Consider the following 17,191-nt stretch of genomic DNA (forward strand, 5'->3'; position numbering starts at 1 on the left):
CGCCTGATCTTCGGCGTGATCTTCGGCATGCGCAAGGTGAAGCGCATGCCGGCGCGGCGGACATCGAACCACACAACGGCAAGCTGGATGATGCCCGCGCCAAGCACGCCCCAGGCAAGATATTCCGCCATCATCTGCGGATCGGCCTTGACCCAGACGCCATAGGCGAGCACGGCGATCAGCACGACATTGAGAAACACCGGCGCGATCGCGGCGGCGAAATAGCGGTGCAGCGAATTCAGCATGCCGCTCATCATCGCCATCAGCGACATGCAGATGAGATAGGGGAACATGACCGAGGCAAGACGCACGGTCATGTCGAATTTCTCGACGTCATCGGCAAAGCCCGGCGCGATGATGAAGCGCACCAGAAGCGGCATCGCCAGTTCCATCGCCACGGTGATGACGAAGAGAAAGGAAAACAGGACGCCGAAGACCTGCTCGGCAAAACGCTTGGCGCCGTCCGGGCCGTTTTCCTCGATCTCCTTGGAAAACAGCGGCACGAAGGCGGCGTTGAAGGCGCCTTCGGCGAAAAGCCGGCGGAAGAGGTTGGGGAAGCGGAAGGCGGCGTAGAACACGTCGGCCATGGCGCCATTGCCAAGGGCGGCCGCCATCATCGTCTCGCGGGCAAAGCCGAGCAGCCGGCTCGCGAACGTGGCGCCGCCGACCGTGGCGAACTTGCCGACGAGGCTCATGCTTCGGTTCCGTCCTCTTTTCGCGGCGTGTCCTGGCCGTTTTCCGCCGGCAGCAGCATGCCCTGCGGCATGCCCTTGCGATAGGCATCGCCCTTGTCTTCCAGCACCGCCTTCATCCGTTCGACGATCGCCGCCTGGCGGTTCTCGTTGGTGATCTTGGCGCCGACGAGATCGGTCACGTAGAAGCTGTCGATCACCTTTTCGCCGAAGGTCGTGATGCGGGCCGTCTGGATATCGAGCGAGAGTTCGGAAAGCGTCTGGGTGACGTCAGCAAGCAGGCCGGTGCGGTCCAGACACTCGATCTCGATCACGGTGAAGATGTTGGAGAGCTTGTTGGTGACGGAGACATGCGTCGGCACAGAGAACGCGCGCACCGTGCGGCGCTCGCGCGTGCGCGCGGCAATCAGGTCGTTCAGGTGCTTGCGCCCGGTCAGCACATCCTCGATCAGCTTGCCGATCGTTTTGGCGCGGCGGAGTTCATCCGCATCGTCGTCAAAGGCGCGGTTGAGCAGGATCGTGTCGAGCGCGCGCCCGTCCGCAGTGGTGAATATCTGCGCGTCGGCGATATTCGCGCCGGTCGCGGCGCAGGCGCCAGCGATGATCGACAGGAGGCGCGGATGGTCGGGCGCAAGAAGCGTAAACTCGGTGATGTCGTGGAAGGCGTTGGTGCGCACCATGGTGGCAAAGAGCCGACGCTCCTTGTCCGCATCGCGGATGAAGCGGGCATGGCGCACCTGGTCTTCCAAGGGCACGGAGAGCATGTAGTTCTGATAGTGCAGATTGGCGTATTTGTGCCGCTCATTGTCGCCCCAGCCCTCGAGCGCGTTGTCGAGCTCGTCGATCGCGTGCTCCGTGCGGGCCTTGCGGGAAACGGCGGAGAAACCGCCGGAAAGCAGGATTTCGGTCTCGTAATAGAGCGTGCGCAGAAGCTGGCCCTTCCAGCCGTTCCACACATCCGGCCCGACGGCGCGGATATCGCAGACCGTCAGGATCAGCAGCATGTTGAGCCGGTCGAGCGACTGGACCTTGTCGGCGAAATCGACCACCGTCTTGCGGTCGTTGAGGTCGCGGGTCTGCGAGGTCATCGACATCAGAAGGTGGAACTCGATCAGCCAGGCGACAAGCTCGGTCTGTTTCACGGAAAGGCCGAGCCGGGGGCAGATCTTGCGCGCCAGCCGGGCGCCCGCAATCGAGTGGTCCTCCTTGCGGCCCTTGGCGACGTCGTGCAGCAGCACCGCCACGTAGAGCGCCGTCCGGTCCTCCACCGAGGTGATCAGCCGGGCGGCCAGCGGATGCATCTCGCTCTCGCCGCCGGCATTGTCGAGCTCGGAAAGCACATCGACGGCGCGGATCAGGTGCTCGTCCACGGTGAAGTGGTGATACATGTTGAACTGCATCATCGAAACGATGCGGCCGAATTCCGGCAGGAAGCGTCCGAGCACGCCCGCCTCGTTCATGCGGCGCAGATAAAGCGCCGGATTGTTGCGCGAGGTCAGGATCGACAGGAACAGCCGGTTCGCCTCCTCGTTCTCCCGAAGCTTCGCATTGATCAGCGACAGCGAGCGGGTGACGACCTTCAGCGCGTCGGGGTGGAACTCGAGATCGTTGATGACGGCGACGTAGAAGAAGCGGATGATGGCCACCGGGTCTTTCCTGAACACGTCCGGCTCGGCCAGCGCGATGCGGCCGCTGTCGGAGACGAATTCGATCGAGCCCGGGATCTTGCGCTGGCGCCTGGCGAATTTCGACCACACGGCCCGGGGAAGCGTGGGCGCGGCCTTGGCCTGCTGTTCCTCAAGGTCCGAACAGAAAATGCGGGTGAGATCGCCGACATCCTTGGCGACGAGGAAATAGTGCTTCATGAACCGCTCGACGGCGGAAAGGCCGGGCCGGTCCTGATAGTCGAGCGCCTCGGCGATCTCGCGCTGGATATCGAAGGAGAGCCGCTCCTCGGCCTTTCCGGTGAGAAAATGCATGTGGCAGCGCACGGCCCAGAGAAAGTCCTCGGCGCGCAGAAAGAGCTTCATCTCCTGGCGCGACAACACGCCGAGGTCGACGAGCTCCGTCGGTTCGGGCACCCGGTAGAAATATTTCGCGATCCAGAACAGCGTGTTGAGATCGCGAAGCCCGCCCTTGCCTTCCTTGACGTTGGGGACCACGAGATAGCGCGTGTCGAAGGATTTCTGGTGGCGCTGGTCGCGCTCGGCAAGCTTGGCGGCGATGAATTCCGGCGCACTGCCAGCAACCACCTCGTCGCCGAACCGGCGCTCCAGCGTATCGGCAAGCGATTTGCGGCCGACGATATAGCGCATCTCCAGGATCGAGGTGCGGATCGTCATGTCGGATTTGGAGAGCTTGATGCATTCGGCGACGCTGCGGGTCGCGTGGCCGACCTTCTGCCCCATGTCCCACAGCATGTAGAGCACATATTCGATCGACTTCAGCGTCTCGGCGCGGTCTGTGCCGTTGATCAGGAACAAAAGGTCGATATCGGAACCGGGCGCGAGCGTGCCGCGCCCGTAGCCGCCGACAGCCGTGATCGTGAACTCGTTGCTCGTCTCCGGGTAGATCGACTGGACCACAAGCGTATGCAGCGCGATCAGGATCTGGTCCTGCAGCCAAGAGATCCGGCGGGCGCATTCCAGGCCGCCGCCGTTTTCCTTAAGGATCGCATAGGCGCGCGCGCGCCCCGCAGCGTTGACCTCTTTCAGCCGCGCAAGCACCGCCTGGCGCAGCTTGTCCGGGCTTCGGCTGTTCTTCCTGGCAAGGGATCGCAGTTCCGCATTCAGTTTCGCCGGGTCGAGAACCTCCGTCATCGCATGGATATCGGGCTGCGCCTTGCGCGCGCTGCTTTTGACGGCCTGCTCTGGAGCGCTTTCGCGCTGTTCGCTCGCGGATTTCTGCATGAACTTGCCTTTGTGCCTGCGGCCTTTCTGCCGCCGGTGTCGTCTTAAAGCAAATCACCCCTCAAGGGAAACATCATCCTCGATTTTCCGCTTCAGCGCATAGAGCGCGTCCAGCGCCTCGCGCGGGGTCATGTCGTCGGGCCTCAGGCCGTTCAGCATCGTCTCGACTCCGGAGGGTTTCGCCTCGGGTTCGGGCGCGCGGATTGCCGCCTGGAAGAGCGGCAGGTCATCGATCAGGCTTGCCGCCGGGTTCTTGCGGTCGGCATCCTCGAGCCGGGCCAGCACGTTTTTCGCCCGCTTGACGACGGCTGAGGGAAGACCGGCAAGACGGGCGACCTGGATGCCGTAGGAGCGGTCCGCCGCCCCCGGTCCGACCTCGTGCAGGAACACGACCTCACCCTTCCACTCCTTCACCCGCATCGTGGCATTGACGAGACGCGGCAGCTTTTCCGAAAGCGCGGTCAGCTCGTGAAAATGGGTGGCGAACAGGCCGCGGCAGCCGTTCACGTCATGCAGGTGTTCCACCGTCGCCCAGGCGATCGACAGCCCGTCGAAGGTCGCGGTGCCCCGGCCGATCTCGTCAAGGATAACGAGCGAGCGCGGTCCCGCCTGATTGAGGATCGCCGCCGTCTCCACCATTTCGACCATGAAGGTCGAGCGCCCGCGCGCCAGATCATCGGACGCGCCGACGCGGGAAAACAGCCGGTCGACAATGCCGATATGGGCGCTTGCCGCCGGCACATAGGCGCCGGTCTGGGCAAGGATCGCGATCAGCGCATTCTGCCGCAGGAAGGTCGACTTGCCGCCCATGTTCGGCCCGGTCAGAAGCCAGAGCCGGCCCCTGTCGCCGCTTTCGGGCGAAAGCGTGCAGTCATTGGCGACAAAGGGGCCCGCCGACTGGCGCGCGAGCGCCTGTTCGACCACGGGATGGCGTCCGCCCCTGATCTCGAAGGCCGTGGTGCCGTCAACCATCGGCCGGCAATAGGCCTCCGCCTCGGCCAGAAGGGCGAAACCGGCGGAAACATCGAGCACGGAAAGCGCATGGGCGCCCTGCTTCAGCCGCTCAGCGGTCTCGACGACGGCCCGGCGCAGTCCCTCGAAAGTCTCGAGCTCGATCGCCAGCGCCTCGCCTGCAGCATTGGCGATCCGGCTTTCCAGGTCGGCAAGCTCGGCGGTGGTGAAGCGCATCGCATTCGCCATGGTCTGGCGGTGGATGAATTTGGCCTTTGCCGCGTCGCCCTCCGTCAGCGCCCTTGAATTGCCGCTGGTCACCTCGATGAAATAGCCGAGCATGTTGTTGTGCTTGATCTTCAGCGCCTTGACGCCGGTCTCCTCGGCATATTGCGCCTGAAGACCCGCAATCACCCGCCGCGACGTGTCGCGCAGGCCGCGCGCCTCGTCGAGCCGCTCATTGGCGCCCTCGCGCACGAAGCCGCCGTCGCGCTTCAGGAGCGGCAGTTCGTCGGCAAGCGTTGCGGCAAGCGCGGCCTCCAGATCGCCGGGCATGGCGGCAAGCGCTTCAAGCGCGCCGGAAAGCTCTTCCGGCAGCGCGGACGGCTTCAGGAGATCCGCGATAGCGCGCGCGACGTCCAGTCCCCTCAGAATCGCCCCGAGGTCGCGCGGCCCGCCGCGATCGAGCGCCAGCCGCGACAGCGCGCGCGGCATGTCGGGCAATTGTTTCAGGTGGTCGCGCAGCGTGGATGACAGGCTGACCTCGTCGAGAAAGAAGCCGACCGAATCGAGACGTCGGTGCACGTCTTCCGGGTCCGTCAGCGGCGACATCAGCCGCTCGCACAACAATCGGGCGCCACCGCTGGTCACGGTCCGGTCGATGGCCTTGAGAAGCGAGCCGTCGCGCCCGCCATTCATGGTGCGCACCAGTTCCAGATTGGTGCGGGTCGCCGGGTCGATGAACATCGATCCCGACCCGCCGTCCTGCTCGGGAATGCCGAGCGCGGGGCGCTCATTGATCTGGGTTTTCTCGACATAGGCGACGGCGGCGGCGGCGGCCGAAAGCTCGGACCGCGAGAACCGTCCGAAGCCGTCGAGCGTTGCCACGCCGAAGAAGCGCGACAGCCGGTCCTTCGCCGTGGCGCTGTCGAAAAGCACGGCCGGCTGCGGCGCGACGGCGCGGCCGAGAAGATCGAAGACGGGCCGCAGCTTCTCTTCGGCAAAGAGCGTGTCGGAGACGATCAGCTCGCGCGGCTCGACCCGCATGATATCGGCGGCAAGCCGGCTTTCGGACGTGGCACAGAGCCGGAAGACGCCGGTGGAAATGTCGATCCAGGCAAGCCCGTAGGCAGCCTCCCCCTCGCCCTTCACCCGCGACAGCGCCATCAGGAAATTGCTCTCGCCGGGGGCCAGCAGCTTTTCTTCCGTCAGCGTGCCGGCGGTGACGAGCCGGGTGACATCGCGCCGGACGACGGACTTCGCGCCGCGCTTCTTTGCCTCGGCGGGATCTTCCGTCTGCTCGCAGACGGCGACGCGAAAGCCGAGGGCGATCAGCTTCTGGAGGTAATCATCGGCCGCATGGACCGGCACCCCGCACATCGGGATATCGCGCCCCAGATGCTGGCCGCGCTTGGTCAGCGTGATCGACAGCGCCCGAGCCGCTTCAACGGCGTCATCGAAGAACAGCTCGTAGAAATCGCCCATGCGATAGAACAACAGGAGATCGGGATTGGCCGCCTTGATCTCGATATACTGCTCCATCATCGGCGTTGCCGATGCCCGGCTTTCTGCAGAAATCAGTTCTTCGGTCGGAATACGATTATCGTCTGCCACGGCGCACGCTCGAAATGAAGGGAATTGCCCTCTTCATCTGTCATGATTTTTTGCGGCTCGAAAGTGTCGGCGGCAAGAAAGCTGGGCAAAACGTGATGGCGGCGGGGCGGGTTGCGAGCGGCCGGAAGCAGACTTGCTGAAAGTTCAGCCGATTTCAGGCTGTCTATTCCTGCGGAAGCCTTGCAGCAAACAATCTCTCCCCTTGAGGGAGATTGTTGGGGGGGCTATGCGGCGCGCTCCAAAATTTCAGCTTGCGAATCGGCCGGCGTCGGCGCCGTAATAGTTGATATAGCGGTCGGAGATCGAGGCGATCGGCAGAACCACGAGCACGTCGGTCGTGTTGAAGGCGTGGTCGATCACCGCCCCCTCGCCGACCATCGCGCCAAGGCGCAGATAGCCCTTGATCAGGGGCGGCAGGCCGGTGAGCGCCCGGCGTCCGGACGCTTCCTCCGCGTTCATCAGGTTCATGTCGACGGCGAGTTCGGGCCGCGCGTTGACCGCCCATTCGCCCGTGGCGCGGGCATTGTGGTGGAGAAAGGAGAGCGCCATGGCATGGTCTTGCGGGTTGGTGCCGTGGAAGGAGGCGCAACCGAACATGACGCCGATATTGTGCTTCAGCGCATAGGCCCAGTTCCCCTGCCAGAGCAGTTCGACGGTGCGCTTGCTGCGGTAGTCCGGCAGCACGCAGGAGCGGCCGAGCTCCATGAAGCGGACATCGGGATGGCGTGCGACGAGCTTGTCGGTCTGGTATTCGCCATCGGAATAGAACCCGCCGTTCTCCATCGCCACCTCGTGGCGCAGAAGCCGGTAGGTCGCCACGATCTGGTCCTCGACATCGCCGTCAAGCTTGGTGTCGAGCACCAGAAGATGGTCGCAGATCTCGTCCCAGCGGTCGAAATCCCGCCTGGCGCGCATGGCGTCCGCCGGCAGACGGGCCTGCATCTCATCGACGAAGACGCGGTAGCGCACCGCCTGCGCAGCCTCTATCTCGCCGGGCGTGCGGGCAATGCGGGTTTCAAGCGAGCCTATACGGCCCAGGATACCTTCCTGCAGCAGCGCCGTGCTGACAGCCGCCCCTCCGGCGCGTTCGGCAGCCTGAAGAAGATCGAGCGCTTCCATGGTCATCGCGTGTTCCGGATCGTTCATCTTGGATGTCATAAACCATCTCACTGCGACACGTTCGTGACAGTCGCATCCCGCCATTCTGGAGGTCACTTTGTAAAAAAGAGGTCCTCTCGCGTCAATTTTCCGCTGCCTCTCATGTGCCTTCGAGGCACGGTCCCAACCGTGAAAAGACTAGTACATGGAGCAGGCGAGGTCCAGAAGGTTTTGACGCGCCGTCAACATCCGGGGGCCATCCGGGGCTGAAACGGCCTCACGGCAATGCCTTGATGTTCAAGCGCTTTCTAATGTGAGGACGGGCATGCCCGGGTCAGCCATCGTCACGTCCGGGGCTTTTGAACAGGAACTCCTGGACGAAGATCATCACCGCGCCGACCGTGATGTAGCTGTCGGCAAGGTTGAAGATCGGGAAGGTCCAGCCGCCGACATGGAAGCGGATATAGTCGACAACGTGGCCATAGATGAAATGATCGAGAATATTGCCGAGGGCGCCCGCGACGACGAGCGCAAAGCCCAGCAGCGCCCAGCTCTGCCCCGGCGCGGTCTTGCGCCAGAGATAGATGACGACCGCGACGATGACGAGCCGCATGCCGACCAGCGCCCAGCCGTTCGTATCCGAAAGAAGCGAAAAGGCGATGCCGGGATTGTAGGTCTTGAACAGGCCCAGGAACGGCAGGACGTCGATGGTCCGGTGGAACGGCAGATAGATCTCGACCGCATATTTGATCGCCGCATCGAGGAGCAGCGCGATGGCGACGAAGGCAATGGCCGGACCGGGGCGCGAAAGCGGCGATCTCATTGGCCTGCCTCCGGAGCGTCGAGCGAAAGCAGGTGGCGGCGCGCCTCATAGAGCATGACGCCGGTGGCAACCGCGAGGTTGAGCGAATCGGCCCGGCCCTGTTGCGGAATGCGGGCAAGCCGCCCCGCCCCTTCGGCGAGTTCTGGCGGAAGCCCCTGCTGCTCGTTGCCCATCAGAAGCACGACCGGCTTCTTCGTGTAGTCGATGGTCCGGTAGTCGACGGAGCCGGCAAGATGCGTGGCGACGATCTCGGCGCCGCTTTTCTGCGCCCAGTCCAGGAACGCGCGCGGCTCGGCGCGCGAGACCGGAAGCGCGAAGACCGACCCCATGGTGGCGCGCACGGTCTCGAGCGAAAACGGATCGGTGGTCTCGCCGACGAGGATGACGCCGGCCGCGCCCGCCGCATCGGCTGTGCGGATGATGGTGCCGAGATTGCCGGGATCGCGCACCCGGTCGAGCGCCACATAGGTCTCGTCCCTGGCCGGGCGGATCTCGGCAAGCGGGCGGTAATGGCTTTCGAAAATGCCGACGACCATCTGCGGATTGTCGCGCCGGGTGATCGCCGAAAGCACCTTTTCGGAGACCTCGAGCACAAGACCGCCGGAGGCGATCGTCTTGGCGGCGACCTTTTCCACCTGCGCCTTGCCCTTGGCCGCCTTGGCATAGATCAGCGTGCGGATCGACCAGTTGAGCTCCAGCGCGTCGATGACGAGCTTCAGCCCCTCGGCCATGAAGGTTCCGGTCTCCTCGCGGTGCTTCTTCTGCGACAGCGCGCGGATATCCTTGATGATCGGATTGGAAAGGGAGGTGACTTCCTTCACCGTTCCGACGCGCGGCGCGCGCCTTTCTTCTCGCTCGAAGCTCATTGGGGCAACCACCGCGCATAAAGGGATGTTGAAAGAGCGCGGCCGGGCTGATCGCCGGAAAGCCCCGCCTCGCGAATGACAAGCTCGCCCGATTCGACCACGCCGCCGAAGCCGCGCATCGTCTCCATCATCAGTTCGTGAACCGAATAGAAGCTGGCGCGGATCGAATAGGCCGTCAGCACGAAGCCGAGCGCATCCGGCTTCAGGATCGCGCGGCAGAGGTCCAGCATGCGAGGCAGGTGCTCGAACAGCTGCCAGACCTCGCCATTCGGCCCGCGTCCGAATTTCGGCGGATCGGTGAGGATGATGTCGTAATGGTTGCCGCGCCGTTCCTCGCGCTCGATGAACTTCATCGCATCATCGCAGATCCAGCGGATCGGACGATCATTGAGGCCGGAGAGCGCCTGGTTCTCGCGCGCCCAGCCGATCGCCTTCTTGGACGCATCCACATGGGTCACTTCCGCGCCGGCGGCGGCAGCGACCAGCGAGGCGACGCCGGTGTAGCCGAAGAGGTTGAGCACCTTGGGCGGGCTCTTGCCGCCTGCGGCCTGTTCCAGCACATCGCGCATCCATTGCCAGTGGGCCACCTGCTCGGGAAATACGCCGACATGGCGAAAGGCGGTGAAGCGGCCGAGAAAATCGATGTCCATGATCCGCAGCGGCCAGGTCTCGCCGAGGGCGGCCTTGGGAAAGCGCCAGCGCCCCATGCCGTCCTCGTCCGTATCGCCGGTGAAGATCGCATCGGCATTGGCCCAGATCTTCTCATCGAGAAGCGGCGGCCAGAGCGCCTGCGCCTCGGGGCGGACGATTCGATAGTCGCCATATTGCTCGAGCTTCAGGCCGTGGCCGCTGTCGATCAGATGAAAACCGTCGGCGGTGACGGACTGGAGAATGCGCGGCACGCGCTCGGCCGGCCGTTCGCCGTCCCGCAGCGCGATCCACTGCGGCTCCGGCTGGCGGCTGCGGCGCTCGTTCTGCTTTTCCGCCGGGGCGCCGCCTTGTCGCTTGTCGGCCCGGCGCACATCCTTGCGCGGCCGGTCAGGCTTGGCCTGCGGCTTGCCGCCGGCTTTGGTGCGGCGCGTCTTGTCCGGTCTGGAAGGCGTCATGAAAGGCGATCATCCCGCAATGGTCGAAAGCTGCGGTTTATCAGCCCCGTCGTAAAAATGGCAAGTCTTCTCGCGCCGTCTCAGGAAGACGGAAGCTGATCGAGCGGGCGGGCAGTCGAAACTTCGGCGCTCGGCGCCATCCGCTTGTCGGCCTCCGCACGCCATAGTGCGGCCTCGCGCTTGCTGGACTTTGCCGTCCTGCGGTGCTTGCGCTGGGAAATCCAGGTGAACAGCGCGCCAAGCAGAATGCCGAGAATGAAGGCGATGAAGATGTAGACGAAGAAGGGAGCGGAGACGGCGAGCACGCTGTCGCTGGCATTGAAAGGGTTGAGCGCCATGGTGACGGACTGCCGGTTGGCAACCGACAACAGGACGAGCACCACCCCGATGGGCAGCAGAATGATGAGATTGACAAGCTTTGACATCATGCGCCTCGAACGCGTTTCATTTTCCCGGCGATCCGGCCTGCCCCTTATTTGTCGTCTTTCTGGTCGGGGTTGAGGCGCTCGCGCAATTCCTTGCCGGTCTTGAAGAAAGGGACCCATTTTTCTTCGACCAAAACGGTGTCGCCGGTGCGCGGGTTCCGTCCCGAACGCGAAGGGCGGTTCTTGACCGAAAACGCGCCGAAACCGCGCAACTCCACCCGGTTGCCCGCCGCCAGCGCATCCGCGATCTCGTCCAGAATAGCGTTCACGATATTTTCGACATCGCGGTGATAGAGATGCGGGTTACGCGCCGCAACAATCTGTACCAATTCCGACTTGATCACACCCAGCCCCTCAACTCTCTGATTTTCATTGCCAATCAGTCTGCCCGACAGACACAAGCCCGTCAACAAGACCGGTCTGGCGAAGGATATCCTCGCTGACAAACCAGCCAAGTCCGAGCGATTCGAGCAGCCTTGCCCCCATTTTCGCCAGGCCGACCCCGAAACCGTCTCTGTTTACGTTATCCCAAGACCTGATTTCAAGGGAGTCCGAAACGCCGTTTGCGGCCAGATAGGCCATTATTTCGTCCCGACCGCCGATTTCATCGACCAGTCCGGCCTCAACCGCCTGCCGCCCGGTGAGAATCCGGCCGTCGGCAAGCTCCAGCGCCCTTTCCCGCGACATGTCCCGGCGCGCGGCGACAAGATCGACGAACCAGTCATAGCTGTCCATCACCAGGGCGCGGACCATGGCCTGGGCCTCCTGGCTCGCGTCGTTGAATGGCGATGGTTCCGCCTTCATCGGCGCCGACTTGATCGCATCCACGGAGACGCCGATCTTGTCGAGCAATTCCTTCGCCTGCGGATAAAGAAAGATGACGCCGATCGAGCCGGTGATCGAGGTGTCGCCGGCAAAGATGCGGTCGCCGGCCAGCGCGATCATGTAGCCCGCCGAGGCCGCCTGGGTGCGGATTTCGCTGACGACGGGCTTCCTCTCGGCCACCTGGCGCAGGGCCTTGTAGAGCGCCTCGCCGCCGAATGTCGTGCCGCCGCCGGTCGACAGCGACACGACCAGCGCCTTTGCCGCCGGATCCTCGCCGATCTCGCGGATCGTCTCGAGCATCACCGGATCGTCGGTGACCACGCCCGAGACCGACAGTTGCGCGATATGCGGGCGCGCCAGCATGGTTCCCGGCTCCGCGCCGCCATAGGCCTTGTAGAGGGCAACCACGAAAAGGACGGCGACCACGAGCGCGGCCGCGCGCCACCAGCCGACGCGCCGCCTCAAACGCCTGCGCTCCAGGATTTCCGATAGATTCATCAACGCCCTCACAGTGATTTGAACGGCGCGCAGGTCCGCCGCGCTTGGCGAATGTGCGTGCGACACTCATCTGATGTCAATCGCGCATGGACCGTTTTTCGGCCGCCAACTTGTTATGGCCGGCAAAACATAATACCCATGGCCCTTGAGAGGCAACGGCTTTGGCCGAGGCGAACCCCGAAACGGCCGGGGGACGACAGAGGCCCGCGGGCGACGAGACGACACGAGATGAGCATTGCGACCACTGCACACGGCGGCAACCGACCGTCGATCGAGGAAAGCTTCCGCAAGGCGCGGCGGCATTCCGGCCATGTGCGCCGCCTCAAGGTCCTGCTGCCGCTTGCCGCCGTGCTGATCACGATCGGGCTGATTGCCGCGACCTTCCTGCGCTCGATCGTGCCCGACAATATCACGCTCGACGCCGCCTCGATCGAAAACGGCATGATCGTCATGACCAATCCCGGCATGTCGGGCCGCAATTCCGACGGCATCCGCTACTCGCTGAAGGCCGAGCGCGCGCTGCTGCCCGCCGCCAATCCCGACGACAGCACCGTGCTGCTCGAAAACGTCATCGCCACCGTTCCGGTCGAAGACAGCGTGACGGCCGTGGTCGACGCGACGCGCACGCTCTACGACCGCGCCACGGAGAAACTGACGATCAACGAACCCTTCACCATCGAGCTTTCCAACGGCATGCATGCGGATTTCACGTCGGCCGAAATCGACATCAAGGCCGGAACGCTCTCCAGCGACACGCCGGTCTCCGTGAGGGCGCCGCAGGCATCGGTGGTTGCCGAAAACGTGAATATCATCGATAACGGTCAGAAAATCCGCTTTGGCGGCGGCGTTCATGTCACGCTGTCGCCCTCGGCACTGGCCCGCACCGGACAATGAGGTTTCGGATGGATCTGAGCAATTTGAAAATCTGCGCGCCGCGCCGCTCGACTGCGGCAACGCTGGCGCTTTTATGCGCGCTGGCGCTGCCGGCGGGTGAGAGCCTTGCCCAGTCGACCCAGACAAGCGGCTTCCAGCTTTCGGGCGACGAGCCGATCGACATCGACGCCGACGAATTTGAGGTGGATGACGCCACCAAGCTGATCACCTTTTCCGGCAATGTCGTCGCCGTCCAGGGCGACAACCAGGTCAAGGCCGGCAAGATGACGGTCCGCTATGCCGGCGGCTCGACCGGGATCGCGTCCGGCCAGGGCGATATCGAGCGGATCGACCTCAGCCAGTCGGTGCAGCTTCTCACCGACACGCAGACGGCCACCGGCGACACCGGCTATTTCGACATGGTCACCCAGCACTTCGTCCTCGAGGGCAAAGAGGTGGTGCTGAAGGAAAGCGGCAATGTCTTCGTCGGCTGCAAGCTCACCGTCGACATGAACACGAGCCAGGCCAAGCTGGATGCCTGCGGCAAGCGGGTGCAGATCAGGCTCAACCCGCAATCGCGGCCAGGCAACTGATCCCGCATGCCGAAGACAACGACAAGAAAAACGCTCTCCATGGCAGAGCGCCCGTCCGTGACCGCAACAGCGCCCCGCAACGGCGATCCTGACCGGGAGAACGGCCGTTACGACGGAACGCTGATCGCGCAGGGGCTGACCAAGACCTATCGCAGCCGGCGCGTCGTCAACGGCGTATCTCTCGTGGTCCGCCGCGGCGAGGCCGTGGGCCTGCTCGGCCCCAACGGCGCGGGCAAGACCACCTGTTTCTACATGATCACCGGCCTGGTGCCCGTCGATGAGGGCTCCATCGCGCTGCATGGCCGCGACGTCACCGGACTGCCGATGTATCGCCGCGCCCGCCTCGGCGTCGGCTATCTGCCGCAGGAAGCCTCGATCTTTCGCGGCCTCTCGGTCGAAAACAACATCCGCGCCGTGCTCGAACTGACGCCCCTGAAGAAGAAGGAGCGGGAAGAAAAGCTCGAGCAGCTGATGGAGGAATTCGGCATCGCCAGGCTGCGCAAGACGTCGGCCGTCGCGCTTTCCGGCGGCGAGCGCAGGCGCCTCGAGATCGCGCGCGCGCTTGCGACCGATCCCGCCTTCATGCTGCTCGACGAGCCCTTTGCCGGCGTCGACCCGATTTCGGTCGCCGATATCCAGAACCTGATCCGCCACCTGACCCGGCGCGGCATCGGCGTCCTGATCACCGACCACAATGTTCGAGAGACGCTCGGCATGATCGACCGCGCCTACATCATCCACGCCGGTGAGGTGCTGACGCACGGCAAGGCGGACGAGATCGTCGCCAATACCGATGTGCGCCGCTTCTATCTTGGCGACAATTTCAGCCTGTAGACCGGCCTGGCCGCCATGCGGATTCCGGCTTGATTGCGAAGCAATTTTTGTGCCAGTCTCCTTTCCGTACACTTTGATTTGTTCAGCACGCATCCGCACGCCGCCGTCGGCAGGCCGTTGCGATCGGAGGGTTATGCTCGCGTCATGGCACTAAGCGCCAATCTTCTTCTCCGACAGAACCAGTCGCTCGTGATGACGCCGCAACTGATGCAGTCCATCCAGCTGCTCCAGATGCCGCATGCGGAGCTTTGCCAGTTCATCGCCCAGGAAGTTGAGAAGAACCCGCTTCTGGAGGTCGCCGGCGAAGAGGGCGGACCGGAGGAACGGCCGGAAACGGCCGAACCGCAGGAGAGCGACGGCGCCGACCTTTTCAGCGACTGGTATTCCGACGACCGGCAGGCCGATGGCGCCGCCCGGCTCGACGACAGCCTCGACAGCAATTTTGACAGCGCTTACGGCGAAGACGGCCCCTCCGCGCGGCCGGACGCCCCCGAACTGATGAGCCAGTGGAAATCGATGCCAGGCACGCTCGGCGGCGACGACCATGTCGACCTCGACGAGTTCGTCGCCGGCAGGCCGTGCCTGCGCGACCATCTGACCGACCAGATCGCGCTCACCTTCAGGCGCTCCGACGAACAGGCGATCGCCCGCCACCTCGTCGACTATCTCGACGAGGCCGGCTACTTCCGGGGAGACACGAAGGAGATCGCCGAACGGGCCGGGCTGGCCGTCGTCAGGCTGGACACGGTGCTGGAACGGCTGAAAACGCTCGATCCGCCCGGCATCTTCGCCCAGTCGCTGTCCGACTGCATGCGCCAGCAATTGCTGCAGACCGATGGCCTCACCCCGGCCATGGCGGTTCTGGTCGACAATCTCGAGCTGGTGGCGCGCCGCGATTTCACCAGGCTGAAGAAGCTTTGCGGGGTGGAAGAGCAAGACCTCCTGGCGATGACGCAGACGCTTCGCCGGCTGAACCCGAAGCCGGCCGGCGCCTTTTCCAGCCAGCCGCCCGAATCGGTCCTGCCCGACGTCATCGTCTCCGCCCGCAAGGAAGGCGAATGGCAGGTGGAGCTCAATCCGGACACGCTGCCGCGCGTTCTCGTCAACCGCTCCTACCTCACCGAAATCAAGGCCTCGCGCGGCATGTCGGCGGCCGATGATGCCTTTCTCAACACCTGCCTGCAGACGGCGAACTGGCTGACGCGCAGCCTCGACCAGCGCGCCCGCACAATCCTGAAGGTCGCAAGCGAGATCGTGCGCCAGCAGGACCCCTTTCTCAAGCACGGCGTCGACCATTTGCGCCCGCTCAACCTGAAGACGGTCGCCGACGCAATCAAGATGCACGAATCGACCGTCAGCCGCGTCACCTCCAACAAGTTCATCCTGACCCCGCGCGGCCTGTTCGAGCTGCGCTATTTCTTCTCCGTCTCGATCGCCTCCGACCAGGCGGACGGCAGCGCGCTTTCGGCGGAGTCGATCCGCCACAAGATCCGCCGCATGATCGCCGCGGAGACGCCGGAAGCGGTCCTTTCCGATGATGACATCGTTTCCGCGCTGAAGGACGAAGGCATCACGCTCGCCCGCCGGACCGTGGCAAAATACCGCGAGGCGATGTCGATCCCCTCCTCCGTCCAGCGCCGCCGCGAAAAACGCGCCTATGCCAGGGTCGTCGGCGCCTGAGGCGCGACCGGGGCGGCCCCGGCAAAAGCGCCGGCGTGATTGACTTCCGCCAACATGAACGGTAGAGCATCCGCCGCAAGAGGGGCGCCGCCTCAGCAAGGGAGACGGGACGCAGATGCTCCGGGACCGGGAACAGCGGCAAACCGACCGCACCCGGCGGCAAAAAATCGCACGAAGAATATTGCGGAAATCCCGCTGGCAAACGGCTGAAAAATGCCCAAATGAGTTATGATGACAAGGTGTCATCTGAGTGCCGTCCCGGTCACCGGAGGGCCATGCCTGGAAGTTCTTGGAGGAGAACAGGGCTTGGCTTAAACTGGTGCCCGCAAACGATAGAAGAAGGGAAGATCCATGAGTGTTCGCGTCTCGGGAAAACAAATGGAAGTCGGAGAGGCTTTCCGTGAAAAAATCGAAGACCAGATCGAGGAAGCGGTCACCAAATATTTCGACGGCGGCTATTCCGGCCAGGTAACGGTCGAGAAGTCCGCGGGCGGTTTCGAGGCGGACTGCAAGGTCCATCTCGACAGCGGCGCCGTGCTGCATGCAGCCGGCAAGGCGCACGACCCCCAGGCCGCCTTCGAGGCAGCATTCGAACGCATCGCCAAGCGCCTGCGCCGCTACAAGCGCAAGCTGAAGGACCATCACCAGGGCAACGGACACGCCGATTTCGCCGAGGTCGCCTATTCGGTGATGGACCTGCCGCAGGAGGACGAGGGCGAGATTCCGGAAGACTACGCGCCGGCCATCGTCGCGGAAGCCAAGACCGAGGTCCGCACCATGGCGGTGGCCACGGCCGTCATGGCGCTCGACATGACCGACAAGCCGCTGATGCTGTTCCGCAACCCGGACAACAAGACGCTCAACATCGTCTATCGCCGCCCGGATGGCAATATCGGCTGGATCGACACAGCCGGCATCAAGGGCTGAACCCACGCAAGCGGGTGCCGTTCAGGCGCCCGCCCTCAAGCCGCAACCCAGGATACCAGGATATGGCCCTTGACGACCTGCTGAAACAGGAGGCGATCATCCCCGCCCTCAAGGCAAACTCCAAGAAGCAATTGCTGCAGGAGTTGGCCGCCAGAGCGGAGGCCGTGACGGGAATTCCCGAGCGCGAGATCTTCGAAGTGGTGCTCCAGCGCGAGCGCCTCGGCTCTACCGGTGTCGGCAACGGCATCGCCATACCCC

The 17,191-nt window shown here is 63.9% G+C and carries 16 protein-coding genes; 6 read left to right on the plus strand and 10 right to left on the minus strand.

Annotation, left to right across the window (positions count from 1 at the left end; translation table 11 throughout):
- The 10 genes from AC5DC2_RS07000 to sppA form a co-directional block, all read right to left on the minus strand.
- Positions 1 to 695 (minus strand): lipid II flippase MurJ (locus tag AC5DC2_RS07000; RefSeq protein WP_491697989.1); only part of this gene is annotated, 695 nt, incomplete at its 3' end.
- Positions 692 to 3,601, minus strand: coding sequence for a [protein-PII] uridylyltransferase (locus tag AC5DC2_RS07005; RefSeq protein ID WP_491697990.1), 2,910 nt, complete (start codon positions 3,599 to 3,601; stop codon positions 692 to 694). The genes AC5DC2_RS07000 and AC5DC2_RS07005, both read right to left, overlap by 4 nt.
- A 54-nt stretch (positions 3,602 to 3,655) precedes the next feature.
- A complete protein-coding gene (gene mutS, locus AC5DC2_RS07010) occupies positions 3,656 to 6,385 on the minus strand; it encodes a DNA mismatch repair protein MutS (RefSeq protein WP_491697991.1) in 2,730 nt (909 codons plus the stop codon).
- A gap of 246 nt (positions 6,386 to 6,631) precedes the next feature.
- Positions 6,632 to 7,504 (minus strand): l-ornithine N(alpha)-acyltransferase, encoded by an 873-nt coding sequence (gene olsB / locus AC5DC2_RS07015; protein WP_491697999.1) that lies wholly within the window; start codon positions 7,502 to 7,504, stop codon positions 6,632 to 6,634.
- A gap of 313 nt (positions 7,505 to 7,817) precedes the next feature.
- Positions 7,818 to 8,306, minus strand: a complete 489-nt coding sequence (gene lspA, locus AC5DC2_RS07020; RefSeq protein WP_491697992.1) for a signal peptidase II — start codon at positions 8,304 to 8,306, stop codon at positions 7,818 to 7,820.
- Positions 8,303 to 9,172 carry a TrmH family RNA methyltransferase gene (locus AC5DC2_RS07025; RefSeq protein ID WP_491697993.1) on the minus strand — a complete coding sequence of 290 codons (870 nt, stop codon included), beginning with the start codon at positions 9,170 to 9,172 and terminating at the stop codon, positions 8,303 to 8,305. The genes lspA and AC5DC2_RS07025 overlap by 4 nt, the downstream gene beginning before the upstream one ends.
- Positions 9,169 to 10,278: a class I SAM-dependent methyltransferase gene (locus tag AC5DC2_RS07030; protein WP_491697994.1), complete on the minus strand. Its 1,110-nt coding sequence runs from the start codon at positions 10,276 to 10,278 to the stop codon at positions 9,169 to 9,171. Before AC5DC2_RS07030 ends, AC5DC2_RS07025 begins: the two co-directional genes overlap by 4 nt.
- Before the next feature lie 80 nt (positions 10,279 to 10,358).
- The gene (locus AC5DC2_RS07035; protein ID WP_491697995.1) at positions 10,359 to 10,706 is read right to left on the minus strand and encodes a lipopolysaccharide assembly protein LapA domain-containing protein; all 348 of its coding nucleotides are present in this window, start codon (positions 10,704 to 10,706) and stop codon (positions 10,359 to 10,361) included.
- Positions 10,707 to 10,750: 44 nt separating this feature from the next.
- Positions 10,751 to 11,047, minus strand: coding sequence for an integration host factor subunit beta (locus tag AC5DC2_RS07040; RefSeq protein WP_491698000.1), 297 nt, complete (start codon positions 11,045 to 11,047; stop codon positions 10,751 to 10,753).
- 25 nt (positions 11,048 to 11,072) lie between these two features.
- On the minus strand, positions 11,073 to 12,026 hold the full coding sequence (sppA, locus tag AC5DC2_RS07045; RefSeq protein ID WP_491697996.1) for a signal peptide peptidase SppA: 954 nt from the start codon (positions 12,024 to 12,026) through the stop codon (positions 11,073 to 11,075).
- Between the two features lie 228 nt (positions 12,027 to 12,254).
- Between sppA and AC5DC2_RS07050 the strand changes: the two genes are divergently transcribed.
- The 6 genes from AC5DC2_RS07050 to AC5DC2_RS07075 all read left to right on the plus strand — a co-directional run.
- Positions 12,255 to 12,920, plus strand: coding sequence for a hypothetical protein (locus tag AC5DC2_RS07050; protein WP_024708278.1), 666 nt, complete (start codon positions 12,255 to 12,257; stop codon positions 12,918 to 12,920).
- Positions 12,921 to 12,928: 8 nt separating this feature from the next.
- Positions 12,929 to 13,492: an LptA/OstA family protein gene (locus AC5DC2_RS07055; RefSeq protein WP_024708277.1), complete on the plus strand. Its 564-nt coding sequence runs from the start codon at positions 12,929 to 12,931 to the stop codon at positions 13,490 to 13,492.
- Between the two features lie 39 nt (positions 13,493 to 13,531).
- Positions 13,532 to 14,326 (plus strand): LPS export ABC transporter ATP-binding protein, encoded by a 795-nt coding sequence (gene lptB / locus AC5DC2_RS07060; RefSeq protein ID WP_051424071.1) that lies wholly within the window; start codon positions 13,532 to 13,534, stop codon positions 14,324 to 14,326.
- 144 nt (positions 14,327 to 14,470) lie between these two features.
- A complete protein-coding gene (rpoN, locus tag AC5DC2_RS07065) occupies positions 14,471 to 16,006 on the plus strand; it encodes an RNA polymerase factor sigma-54 (RefSeq protein ID WP_491697997.1) in 1,536 nt (511 codons plus the stop codon).
- Positions 16,007 to 16,357: 351 nt separating this feature from the next.
- Positions 16,358 to 16,933 carry a ribosome hibernation-promoting factor, HPF/YfiA family gene (gene hpf, locus AC5DC2_RS07070; RefSeq protein WP_024708274.1) on the plus strand — a complete coding sequence of 192 codons (576 nt, stop codon included), beginning with the start codon at positions 16,358 to 16,360 and terminating at the stop codon, positions 16,931 to 16,933.
- Between the two features lie 62 nt (positions 16,934 to 16,995).
- Positions 16,996 to 17,191 (plus strand): PTS sugar transporter subunit IIA (locus tag AC5DC2_RS07075; protein WP_491697998.1); only part of this gene is annotated, 196 nt, incomplete at its 3' end.

The organism is Martelella sp. (assembly GCF_984369615.1).

Bases quoted from the DNA above. Each gene is read 5' to 3' on its own strand.
- AC5DC2_RS07005 (WP_491697990.1), bottom strand. From the start codon at position 3,601: ATGCAGAAATCCGCGAGCGAACAGCGCGAAAGCGCTCCAGAGCAGGCC.
- olsB (WP_491697999.1), bottom strand. From the start codon at position 7,504: ATGGAAGCGCTCGATCTTCTTCAGGCTGCCGAACGCGCCGGAGGGGCG.
- lspA (WP_491697992.1), bottom strand. From the start codon at position 8,306: ATGAGATCGCCGCTTTCGCGCCCCGGTCCGGCCATTGCCTTCGTCGCC.
- AC5DC2_RS07025 (WP_491697993.1), bottom strand. From the start codon at position 9,172: ATGAGCTTCGAGCGAGAAGAAAGGCGCGCGCCGCGCGTCGGAACGGTG.
- AC5DC2_RS07030 (WP_491697994.1), bottom strand. From the start codon at position 10,278: ATGACGCCTTCCAGACCGGACAAGACGCGCCGCACCAAAGCCGGCGGC.
- AC5DC2_RS07035 (WP_491697995.1), bottom strand. From the start codon at position 10,706: ATGATGTCAAAGCTTGTCAATCTCATCATTCTGCTGCCCATCGGGGTG.
- sppA (WP_491697996.1), bottom strand. From the start codon at position 12,026: ATGAATCTATCGGAAATCCTGGAGCGCAGGCGTTTGAGGCGGCGCGTC.
- AC5DC2_RS07050 (WP_024708278.1), top strand. From the start codon at position 12,255: ATGAGCATTGCGACCACTGCACACGGCGGCAACCGACCGTCGATCGAG.
- AC5DC2_RS07055 (WP_024708277.1), top strand. From the start codon at position 12,929: ATGGATCTGAGCAATTTGAAAATCTGCGCGCCGCGCCGCTCGACTGCG.
- lptB (WP_051424071.1), top strand. From the start codon at position 13,532: ATGGCAGAGCGCCCGTCCGTGACCGCAACAGCGCCCCGCAACGGCGAT.
- rpoN (WP_491697997.1), top strand. From the start codon at position 14,471: ATGGCACTAAGCGCCAATCTTCTTCTCCGACAGAACCAGTCGCTCGTG.
- hpf (WP_024708274.1), top strand. From the start codon at position 16,358: ATGAGTGTTCGCGTCTCGGGAAAACAAATGGAAGTCGGAGAGGCTTTC.